The sequence below is a fragment of the Bradyrhizobium sp. 62 genome (assembly GCF_023073035.1).
Taxonomy (GTDB): Bacteria; Pseudomonadota; Alphaproteobacteria; order Rhizobiales; family Xanthobacteraceae; genus Bradyrhizobium.
The window spans coordinates 183,444-194,018 of record NZ_JADPIT010000014.1 but is presented as its reverse complement, the minus strand read 5'-3'; the positions used below and the strand labels follow the sequence as shown (position 1 = coordinate 194,018).

Genomic DNA, 10,575 nt, shown 5'->3' with positions numbered 1-10,575 from the left:
GCGCCCGCCGATCTGCCCAAGGAGGGCAGCCATTATGACCTGCCGATCGCGCTTGGGCTGATGGGGGCGATCGGCGCGATCCCGCCGGATGCGCTGACCGGCTTCACCGTTCTGGGCGAGCTTGGCCTCGACGGATCGATCGCGCCGGTGGCCGGTGTTCTTCCCGCCGCGATCGGCGCCAATGTGCGCGAGGAGGGGCTGATCTGTCCGGCGGCTTGCGGCTCGGAAGCGGCGTGGGCGAGTCCGGACATCCAGATCATCGCCGCGAGTTCGCTGATCCAGATCGCCAACCACTTCAAGGGAACGCAGGTGCTGTCGCGGCCTGTGCCGAAGGTGCATGAAGCCGCTGCCTCGCCGCTCGACCTGCGCGACATCAAGGGACAGGAGAGCGCCAAGCGGGCGCTGGAGATCGCGGCCGCCGGCGGTCATCACCTGCTCATGATCGGCGCGCCGGGCGCCGGCAAATCGATGCTGGCGGCACGCCTGCCCTCGATCCTGCCACCGCTGTCACCGGGCGAGTTGCTCGAGGTCTCGATGATCGCCTCTGTTGCCGGCGAGATCGAGGGCGGCGCGCTGACGGCGCGGCGGCCGTTCCGATCGCCGCATCATTCCGCCAGCATGGCCGCGCTCACCGGCGGCGGCATGCGCGCCCGGCCCGGCGAGATCTCGCTCGCGCATCAGGGCGTGCTGTTCCTCGACGAGCTCCCCGAATTCGATCCGCGCGTGCTGGATTCGTTGCGCCAGCCGCTGGAGAACGGCGAGGTCTCGGTGTCCCGCGCCAATCACCGCGTCACCTATCCCGCGCGCTTCATGCTGGTCGCCGCGATGAATCCCTGCCGCTGCGGCAATGCGTTCGAGCCCGGCTATGCCTGCAAGCGCGGCCGCATCGATCGCTGCACCGGCGACTACCAGGCCCGCATCTCCGGGCCACTGATGGACCGCATCGATTTGCGCATCGAGGTTCCCGCGGTGACCGCCGCCGATTTGATCCTGCCGCCGCCGGCAGAGGGCTCAGCCGAAGTCGCCGCGCGCGTGGCGGCGGCGCGCGACATCCAGCTCGCACGCTACGCGAATGCCGGCCTGCCGAAGGTTCGCACCAATGCCGAAGCGCCGGCCTCGGTGCTGGAGGAGATCGCCAAGCCGGATGCGCAAGGCCAGAAGCTCCTGCGCGACGCCGCCGAGACCATGCGGCTGTCGGCGCGTGGCTATCACCGCGTGCTCCGGGTGGCGCGCACGCTCGCCGATCTCGACGGCGCCGACAAAATCGGCCGTCTGCACCTCGCCGAGGCGCTGTCCTACCGCGCGCTCGCGGAAGATGTGCGGCAGCTGGCGTGAGCGATGCGCCGCCGCAGCTTTCTCGACAACATCACCATGCCCGAGATTGATCATGACCGATGCGAATGCCTGCACCATCAGATTTGTTCGTGCGTCCCAATATGCCGATTGGCTGAGGTCGTACGAGCTGTGGGTCAACGGGACCAGCGTTGGGAAGCTTGCACGCAACGACGTGTTGGAGATCACGCTGCCGGCCGGCACCTGCACGATCGATGCGAGCATTGATTGGGGCAGGAGCCAGCCGCTCGTCGTTCGCAGCAGTCCCGGCCAAACCGTCGAGATCGAGGTCAGGAACCGGTGGGGTGCCTGGGCGGCGCTTTGGGCGATCAGCTTTGGCAAGAACAGCTATTTGGTTCTCACTGAAGTCGAGCGAAAAACCAACAAAAGCGCCTAACCGACCGAGACTCTCATCCCCCGATACCGGCATCAACCCGGCGGTAACGAGTTTCCTTTACGCTCTGCAAACCATAAGGCCCATCAGTTCCCGTACAGGGCCTGGCGAGTAGCGTGTCATGTTGCGTTTCAAGATCCTGGCCTCGGTTGTTCCCCTGTTGGCGGCCGCGGTGTTTGCCCGCAGTGAGATCGGATCGGTCTCGCATCCCTGCATCGCCCTCGGCGACACCTCGGTCGAGCTGACGTCGCTGTTCTGGACCGCCGGCGTGCATGTCGCCTTCACCGATGATCCCGCGCGTGCCACGGTGCGGGTTCAGATTACCGAGGATGCGGACGCTGCCGACTTCGCCGTCGTCGACGACGGCCCCGGTTTGGAATTGGAGTCCTGCCAGGCCAACCCCTCGACGCGCCTGATCTCGATTGCCGCGCAGCCCGTCGACGGCGGTCAGGTGATCTATCTCTCCAGCGAGGGGCCGGCGGATTACCGCGTCTATGTGCGCTCGAAGACCTTCTCCCAGCGCGAGGCGGCGGCGCTGATCGTCGGCGCCCGCGGCGGCCACCGCCATCTCCAGGCCGCTTCGCTTTGAACCGCCTCGCTCTGCGCCGTTAACAACTCGTCAACCCTATTTGGAGGCGGTCGCAGGGCCTCAAACTGTTCGCAAGGTCGGCGGCACATCGTCGTTGACAGCGAGCACAGCGTTTTAAGAAAAGAGTCGGGTCGGTGGCGATGGATCGGACGTTCCGGATCAAGGTGCGCATGCGCCGCTTCAGGCGACAGTACCCAAAAATCGCCTTCGCGATCCGCTCCATCATGATCTTCTCGGCGACCTTCGGCGGCGCCTATGGATTTGTCTCCGGCAGCCGGTCCGAGACGTCCGGCTACGATCCCAATGCGTTTGCGATCGGCGTCAGCTTCCTGTTCGCGCTCGCCTGCCTCGGCCTCGCCACGCTCAGCATGCGCCTGCGCTTCGTCAACAAGCGGATGCGTGCGCTGGCTGCCCACAACGAGACGCTGATCGACCGCAATTGGGAGCTGAAGGAAGCGGAAGAACGCGCTCGCAGCCTGTTCGAACAGCAGGGCGACCTGATCGTGCTGCGCGACACAAGCGACCGCATCACCTTCGCCAACGACGCCTATTGCGCGCTTGCCGGGCAGGCGCGCGGCGCGCTGGTCGGCACGCGCTTTGATTTCGACGTTCTGGAGCAGGGCGACAGCGCCCGCGAGAGCAACGGCACGCGCATTCACGACCAGAAGATCGCAACCCCGCTCGGCGCGCGCTGGATCGCCTGGCGCGAAGGCTATGTCCGCCTCGACGCCGGCCAGCCCGCCGAATTGCAGAGCGTCGGACGCGACGTCACCGACCGCACCGAGACCGAGCGTGCGCTGTCCGACGCCCGCGACCAGGCCGACGCCGCCAACCGGGCGAAATCGCGCTTCCTGGCGATGGCCTCGCACGAGATCCGCACGCCGCTCAACGGCATCATCGGCATGGGCGGACTGCTGCTCGACACCACGCTGACGCCGGAGCAGTCGACCTACGCCAAGGCCGTGAAGACCTCGGGCGAAGCGCTGATGGCGCTGATCGAGGAGTTGCTCGACTATTCCAAGATCGAAGCCGGCAAGCTCGATCTCGAGCAGCGTCCGTTTGCGCTCTCGGCCCTGATCGAGGACATCACCGAGCTGCTCGCGCCGCGCGCGCAGGCAAAGCAGCTCGAGATCGCCGCCTATGTCGACGAGCGGCTGCCGCTTGAAGTGGTCGGCGACGCCGCGCGGCTGCGCCAGGTGCTGCTCAACCTCGCCGGCAACGCCATCAAGTTCACCGCGAGCGGCGGCGTCGCGCTGATCGTCGAGCCCGGCATCTGGCCGAACGAGATCAGTTTTCTGGTGCGCGACACCGGCATCGGCATCGCAGCCGACGCGCAACAGCGCATCTTCCGCGAATTCGAGCAGGCCGACGAACGCGTCGCCCGCACCCATGGCGGCACCGGCCTCGGTCTCGCCATCAGCGAGCGCATCGTCAAACGCATGGGCGGCCGCATCACACTTACGAGCGAGCCGGGCAAGGGCGCGACCTTCGAGGTCGCAGTACCGCTGGCGTCATCCCTCGCCGGCGCGGAACAGACGGCATTCCCGAGCCCCGATCTCACCGGCAAGTCGATCCTGCTGATCGCCGACGGCATCGAGGCCTCCCTGATCGCGCGGCGGCTGGAGCGCTGGGGCGGCCAGACCTGCATGGTGACTGACGCCGCGGTGGCGGAAGCGCTGCTTCCGGAACGCTCATGGCATTCGGTGCTGATCGATCGCGCGCTCGGCGCTGCCATCGCCGACCGCCTCGGCGAAGCCGCACGCAGCCATGCGACGCAACGCCTGGTGCTGCTGACGTCCGGCTCGCGCCACGAGAAACTCTCGCCGGCCTTCACCGGCTTCCTGGTGAAGCCGCTGCGCGCGGCCTCACTCGCCGCACGCCTCTCGTTGCCCCCGGAGGTCGCCTCGCCCGATCTCGCGCCGGAGCCATCGGCTCAACCCGCCGGCGCGGTACCGGCGAAAGGCCTGTCGATTCTCGTCGCCGAGGACAACGAGATCAACGCGCTGTTGATGCGCTCGCTGCTGACGAAACTCGGCCACCGCGTGGTCATTGCTGTCCATGGCGAGGCCGCGCTGGAATCCTGGCTCGGCGCGTCATCGGCCGGCACGCCCTATGATCTCGTGCTGATGGACATCCAGATGCCGCAGCTCGACGGCATCGAAACGACAAAACGAATCCGCGCGCATGAAGGAGCCAAAGGCGGCCACCACACGCCGATTCTCGCGCTCACCGCCAATACGCTGGTGGAGGATCGCTACGCCTGCTTTGAAGCAGGGATGAACGGGTTCCTGATCAAGCCGCTCGATCGCGAAAAGCTGGAAGAGGCGCTGGCCGGACTGGCGGCGGCGCGGCAGCTGGCGGTTTGATCCGGATTCCATAGGAACCCGATCTCGGACGGCAATCGACAATTGAAATCGACCGCGTCGCGCGTCACCATCCTCAGGGGCATTCAAGCAGAGGACTTCGCATGAACGTGCTGTGCCGCCTCGCCTTCGTGATCCTTCTCTGTGGTTCCACTCACGCCGCCGCGGCCGATGGCTCGCAACTGATCGCCTCGCTCAAGCAAGGCGGTTACGTGCTGGTGTTTCGCCACACGGCCACCGACGACGGCCAAAAGGATCTCTATCCTTTCAAATTCGACGACATGAGCGCCCAGCGTCAGCTCAGTGAAAAGGGCCGCGACATGGCGCGTCAGATCGGGACGGCCATCAAGGAGCTCGCGATCCCAATCGGCGATATCTACACCAGCCGGCTGAACCGCGCGATCGAGGCGGGCAGACTGATCTCCGGCCGCGAGGTCAAGCCGGTCGATGCATTGACGGACAGCAGCAACGCGAGTGCGTCGGGCATGGCAAATCCGACCGGTGCAAATGCAAAAGCGGGCCAGGCCGTGCGGCAGCTCGTCGACGCGCCGCCCCAGGCCGGCACCAACACGGTCCTGGTCACCCACAAGACCAACATCGCCGATGCCTTCGGCAAGGATGCCGGGGACGTGCAGGAGGGCGAAGCTTTCATCTACAAGGCCGGCAGCTCGGGTCCCGCAACCCTTGCAGGACGCATCAAGCTCGCCGACTGGACCGCGAAAGCAGACAAGTGACGGCCGGACATCGGGTCCGGATCATGCTCTGGCAACAGAAGGGCTAGGGAACACGTGAGAACGTCGGAAGACCGCTCATTCCTCGTCTTGCTTGCCGCGATCTCGCTGGCATTCGGGTGGGTACTTTGGCCGTTCTCCGGCGCGTTGTTGTGGGCCACGCTTCTGGCGATCATCTTCGCGCCACTCTATCGCCGCGCTCTCGAAACGCTTCCGGGACGGCGCAACCTCGCCGCATCGTTCACTGTCGTCGTCGTGATCGTCATGGTCCTCATCCCCGTGGCGGTCGTCATCGCCTCGCTCATCGACCAGGGTGGGGAGCTGTATCAGCGCGCTCAGAGTGGGGAGATCAGTTTCGCTCATCCCCTGCAGCAGCTGAAATCCGCGTTGCCCGCCTGGGCTACTTCCCTGTCGGATCGCCTGGCTGGCATCGATTTTTCGGCCCTGAAGGAACGTCTGTCGAGTCTGGTCGTCCCTGCCGGCCAACAGCTGGCGGGACACGCCATTAACATCGGTCAGTTGACGCTGGAGTTCGTCGCAAGCTTGCTCGTGATGTTGTACCTGCTGTTCTTCCTGCTCCGTGATGGTGACGAGCTCAACGTACGGATCCGCGACGCGCTCCCGCTGCGGCCGAGCCACACCAGCGAGATTCTGAATGCGTTCACCCTGGCGGTTCGCGGGACGATCAAGGGGATCGTTCTCGTTGCGCTAATTCAGGGAGCGCTTGGCGGGCTGATTTTCTGGGTGCTCGGCTTGACTGTCCCACTGCTGGCGGGCGCCCTCATGGCGCTGCTCTCGCTTCTGCCCGTGCTCGGCTCTGCGCTAGTTTGGGTTCCGGTCGCGCTCTACCTGCTTGTGGCAGGCTCAGTCACGAAAGGGATCATCCTGCTCGCCTTCGGGATCTTCGTGATCGGTCTTGCGGACAATTTTCTCCGTCCGATCCTGGTCGGCCAGTCGATCCAAATGCCGAGCTATGTCGTGCTGCTCGCTACCGTAGGCGGCCTTGCGGCGTTCGGAGCGAACGGGTTCGTCATCGGCCCACTCGTCGCCGCGATGTTTCTCACGGCGTGGCACATCTTCATCGCTTCGAAAGCGCGACAGGAGGTCCGGAAATGATCGTCATGTCGAGTTACTATCCGGCGGTCAGCCGAGCGCCGAATCCGTTCCCCCCGAATGCTATGAGGCGTGAGCAGCAAACCGCGGCGCGGACAGCTTGGCCGGCGGCGTCGCGGTGCCCTTGAATTTAGTATCTGCCTGGGCCGCGCGCTTGCAATGCGGACACACGAAGAGATGCGCGATGACCGGGGTTGGCTCGTCCGCCAGCAGCTCGGAACGGAACCACTTCATCTCGATATGGCAGTCCGGGCAGGTCGGTGCTTCGAGATGCTCGGCGGCGTTTCTGAGACGATCAACCATGGGTCCCTCGCGTTTACGGAGCTCATAGCCGAATACCCTTTGTCGGTCTGCAACAAAAGACACTCTGCGCGCGACGGGCTAGAGCCGTCGACCGCAGCGGTTACAGCCGCCTGAGCGCCACGCTTGCCACCGTGTGGTCGGCGCCCTTCTTCAGGATCAGGGTCGCGCGGGGGCGGGTCGGCAGGATGTTATCCTCGAGATTGGCGAGGTTGGTGCGTTCCCAGATCGCGATCGCGGTGGCGGTGGCTTCCTCGTCCGACAACAGCGCGTAGCGGTTGAAGTAGGACTTTGGATTGGTGAACGCGGTGTCGCGCAGCGACAGGAAGCGCCTGATGTACCACTGCCGCAGCGCGGCCTCATCGGCGTCGATATAGACCGAGAAATCGAAGAAGTCGGACACGACGGGCACGGCCTTGCCGTCACGCGGCAGCTTGCCGGTCTGCAGCACGTTGACGCCCTCGACGATCAGGATGTCGGGCTGGTCGATCTCCGCCCACTGGTTCGGCACGATGTCGTAGGTCAAATGCGAATAGACCGGCGCGCGCACATGGCGGCGGCCGGCCTTGATGTCGGAGAGGAAGCTGAGCAGCAGCGGCAGGTCGTAGCTCTCCGGAAAACCCTTCTTCTGCATGATGCCCTGCCGCTCCAGCACGGCGTTGGGATACAGAAATCCGTCGGTGGTGATCAGCTCGACCTTGGGACGCGGCGACCAGCGCGCCAGCAGCGCCTGAAGCACGCGGGCCGTGGTGGATTTTCCAACCGCGACCGAACCGGCGACGCCGATGATGTAGGGCATCTTGCGGTCGCGGATATTGAGAAACTGGCGCTCCGCGTAATAGAGCCGCTGCATCGCATCGACATAGATCGACAGCAGGCGCGACAGTGGCAGGTAGATGTCCTCGACCTCCTGCAAGTCGAGGCGGTCGTGCAGCGAGCGCAGCCGGTCGAACTCGCCCGGCTCCAGCGTCATCGGCGTGTCGTCGCGCAGTCGCGACCACTCCTCGCGCGTATAGACGCGGTACGGGTTATACTGCTGCTCGGGTGCGCGGATATCCATGACGCGACTCTCCACCTCGGCTAGCTGCCGCCCTTGCGCGACGCCTTTTCTTCCAACCCTGACATATTGGTCCGCTTGTCCAATGCGGCCTCGACCTCTTCCAGCTTTACGCCGCGGGCCTTGAGCAGCACAAGGAAATGATAGAGCAGGTCGGCGCCTTCCGCGATCAGATGCGCGCGATCGTTTTCGACTGCTGCGATTACGGTTTCGACTGCTTCCTCACCGAACTTCTTGGCGCAATGTTCGGCGCCCTTGTCGAGGAGCTTGCGGGTATAGGACGCCTCGCCACCCGCCGCCGCGCGGGCGTCGATGGTCTCGGCCAGGTCGTGGATCGTGAAACGCGGCATACAAATACTCGGAAAACGCGCCTTGGCCGATGATTGGCCGGTTACCTGGCGGGATAAGCCGGTTCCCGCCGATGATGTAGCATTTTTAGGGACGGGAGTCGTCAGGCATCGAGGCGCATGGGCAGCCCGCGCCGGGACATGTGCTCCTTGGCTTCGCGGATGGTGAATTCCCCGAAATGAAAGATCGAGGCGGCCAGCACGGCGGTGGCGTGGCCATCGCGAATACCGTCGACGAGGTGGTCGAGATTGCCGACGCCGCCCGAAGCGATCACGGGAACGGGAATGCTGTCGGCGATCGCCCGGGTCAGCGGGATGTCAAAACCCTGCCGCGTGCCGTCGCGGTCCATCGAGGTGAGCAGGATTTCACCGGCGCCGAGCGAGACCACCTCCTGGGCATATTCGATGGCGTCGATGCCGGTCGAGTTGCGGCCGCCATGGGTGAAGATCTCCCAGCGCTCTCCGCCACCGGCGCGCTTGACCCGCTTGGCATCGATCGCGACCACCACGCACTGCCCGCCGAATTTCTCGGCGGCTTCCTTGACGAACTCGCGCCGCGACACCGCGGCGCTGTTGATCGAGACCTTGTCGGCGCCGGCGCGCAGGAGGGTCTTGATGTCGTTGACCTCACGCACGCCGCCGCCGACGGTCACAGGCATGAAGCAGGCTTCAGCGGTGCGTCGGACCACGTCCAGCATGATGCCGCGATTCTCGTGGGTCGCGGTGATGTCGAGGAAGGTGAGTTCGTCCGCGCCGGCGGCGTCATAGGCGATCGCCGCTTCGACGGGGTCACCGGCGTCGCGCAGGTCAACGAAGTTGACACCCTTGACGACGCGGCCGTCCTTGACGTCAAGACAGGGGATCACGCGCACCTTGAACATGTGTCAGCTCCTAGGCGGCGCGCGCGTTGCGGATCAAGGTTAGGGCGGCGGCCGGCTCGAGCCGACCGTCATAGAGCGCGCGGCCTGCGATCGCGCCGGCGAGCTTTTTCGCGCGCGGCGTCAGCATCGCCTTGACGTCCTCGATCGAGGCGAGGCCACCGGAGGCGATCACGGGAATCGAGATCGCATCCGCCAGCGCGATGGTCGCATCGAGATTCAGGCCCTTGAGCAGGCCGTCGCGCGCGATGTCGGTGAAGATGATCGCGGCGACGCCGGCATCCTCGAAACGCCGTGCGATCTCCAGCGCCGTCACCTGCGAGGTCTCGGCCCAGCCTTCGACCGCGACCTTGCCGTCACGTGCATCGAGCCCGACCGCGACGCGGCCGGGGAATTTCCTGGCAGCCGCCTTCACCAATTCAGGGTCGCGCACCGCGGCGGTGCCGATGATGACACGGGTGATGCCTTTTTCGAGCCAGGCCTCGACAGTCGCGAGATCGCGAATGCCGCCACCGAGCTGCACCGGAATCGTGATCGTCTTCAACATCGCGTCGACGGCCTGCGCATTCACCGGCTTGCCGGCAAACGCGCCGTCGAGATCGACGACATGGAGATACTCAAAGCCCTGCGCGACGAAACTCTCGGCCTGCGCGGCGGGATTGAGGTTGAACACGGTCGCGCGCGCCATGTCGCCCTGTTCGAGGCGCACGCATTGGCCGTTCTTGAGGTCGATCGCGGGAAAGAGAATCACGGTTTCCATCGCAAAAAGTTCGAGATCAGGGCCAAACCAAAGCGCTGGCTCTTCTCGGGGTGAAACTGCGTCCCGATGGCCGTGTCCTTGCCGACGATCGCGGTAACGGGCCCGCCGTAATCGGCGCGCGCGAGCACGTCCGCCTCGTTGGCGGCGTTGAGGTGGTAGGAGTGCACGAAGTAAGCGTGCTGGCCCTTGGGGCCGAGCGGCAGCTTGTCCAGCACCGGGTGCTCGCGCAGCACATCGAGCGTATTCCAACCCATGTGCGGGATCTTCAGGCTCTCGTCGCGCGGCGTGATCTTCTCGACGTCGCCGCCGATCCAGTTCAGGCCTTGCGTAATGACATGCTCCTTGCCGCGGGTGGCGAACAGCTGCATGCCGACGCAGATGCCGAACATCGGCCGCGCCTTGACCCGCACCGCTTCGGTGATCGCCTCGACCATGCCATTGACCGCATCGAGCCCACGCCGGCAATCGGCGAAGGCGCCGACGCCCGGCAGCACCAGACGATCGGCGCTGTAGGCCTGGTCCGGATCGCTGGTGACGAAGACCTTTTGCGGGTTCTCCATGCTGCGCGCGGCGCGCTCGAACGCCTTGGCGGCCGAATGCAGATTGCCGGAACCGTAATCGATGATGGCGACGCTCATCTTGACCCTCCCGGTTCTGGAAACAAACCAATGATGCCACCCGCCGGCATTGGCGGCGGGTTGGAAAATTGCT

12 protein-coding genes are annotated in these 10,575 nt (G+C 65.1%); 6 read left to right on the top strand and 6 right to left on the bottom strand.

The annotated features are described in order from the left end of the window. From IVB47_RS09480 to IVB47_RS09455, 6 genes are all read left to right on the top strand, one after another. Positions 1-1,335: YifB family Mg chelatase-like AAA ATPase (locus IVB47_RS09480; RefSeq protein ID WP_247461200.1), on the top strand; the 1,335-nt coding region annotated here is incomplete at its 5' end. Between the two features lie 52 nt (positions 1,336-1,387). Beyond that, positions 1,388-1,729 (top strand): hypothetical protein, encoded by a 342-nt coding sequence (locus tag IVB47_RS09475; RefSeq protein WP_027566228.1) that lies wholly within the window; start codon positions 1,388-1,390, stop codon positions 1,727-1,729. A 118-nt stretch (positions 1,730-1,847) separates the two neighbouring features. Further along, positions 1,848-2,315, top strand: coding sequence for a hypothetical protein (locus tag IVB47_RS09470; protein ID WP_247429436.1), 468 nt, complete (start codon positions 1,848-1,850; stop codon positions 2,313-2,315). 140 nt (positions 2,316-2,455) lie between these two features. Then, positions 2,456-4,681 carry a PAS domain-containing hybrid sensor histidine kinase/response regulator gene (locus tag IVB47_RS09465; RefSeq protein ID WP_247430179.1) on the top strand — a complete coding sequence of 742 codons (2,226 nt, stop codon included), beginning with the start codon at positions 2,456-2,458 and terminating at the stop codon, positions 4,679-4,681. A 101-nt stretch (positions 4,682-4,782) separates the two neighbouring features. Further along, positions 4,783-5,412: a histidine phosphatase family protein gene (locus IVB47_RS09460; protein ID WP_247461197.1), complete on the top strand. Its 630-nt coding sequence runs from the start codon at positions 4,783-4,785 to the stop codon at positions 5,410-5,412. 54 nt (positions 5,413-5,466) lie between these two features. Next, on the top strand, positions 5,467-6,525 hold the full coding sequence (locus tag IVB47_RS09455; protein WP_247285045.1) for an AI-2E family transporter: 1,059 nt from the start codon (positions 5,467-5,469) through the stop codon (positions 6,523-6,525). A 60-nt stretch (positions 6,526-6,585) separates the two neighbouring features. Here IVB47_RS09455 and IVB47_RS09450 read toward each other — a convergent pair whose 3' ends face one another. From IVB47_RS09450 to hisH, 6 genes are all read right to left on the bottom strand, one after another. Further along, positions 6,586-6,825 (bottom strand): hypothetical protein, encoded by a 240-nt coding sequence (locus tag IVB47_RS09450; protein WP_027566233.1) that lies wholly within the window; start codon positions 6,823-6,825, stop codon positions 6,586-6,588. A gap of 100 nt (positions 6,826-6,925) precedes the next feature. Further along, a complete protein-coding gene (gene coaA, locus IVB47_RS09445) occupies positions 6,926-7,882 on the bottom strand; it encodes a type I pantothenate kinase (RefSeq protein WP_007598451.1) in 957 nt (318 codons plus the stop codon). Positions 7,883-7,902: 20 nt separating this feature from the next. Then, the gene (locus IVB47_RS09440) at positions 7,903-8,229 is read right to left on the bottom strand and encodes a phosphoribosyl-ATP diphosphatase (protein ID WP_007598445.1); all 327 of its coding nucleotides are present in this window, start codon (positions 8,227-8,229) and stop codon (positions 7,903-7,905) included. Positions 8,230-8,330: 101 nt separating this feature from the next. Next, complete coding sequence (hisF, locus tag IVB47_RS09435) at positions 8,331-9,107, bottom strand: imidazole glycerol phosphate synthase subunit HisF (protein WP_007604055.1); 777 nt, start codon at positions 9,105-9,107, stop codon at positions 8,331-8,333. 10 nt (positions 9,108-9,117) lie between these two features. Then, positions 9,118-9,864 (bottom strand): 1-(5-phosphoribosyl)-5-[(5-phosphoribosylamino)methylideneamino]imidazole-4-carboxamide isomerase, encoded by a 747-nt coding sequence (gene hisA, locus IVB47_RS09430; RefSeq protein WP_247357370.1) that lies wholly within the window; start codon positions 9,862-9,864, stop codon positions 9,118-9,120. Beyond that, entirely contained in the window at positions 9,852-10,502 is a 651-nt protein-coding gene (hisH, locus tag IVB47_RS09425; protein WP_027566236.1) for an imidazole glycerol phosphate synthase subunit HisH, read from the bottom strand. The genes hisA and hisH overlap by 13 nt, the downstream gene beginning before the upstream one ends. Between the last annotated feature and the right edge of the window lie 73 nt (positions 10,503-10,575).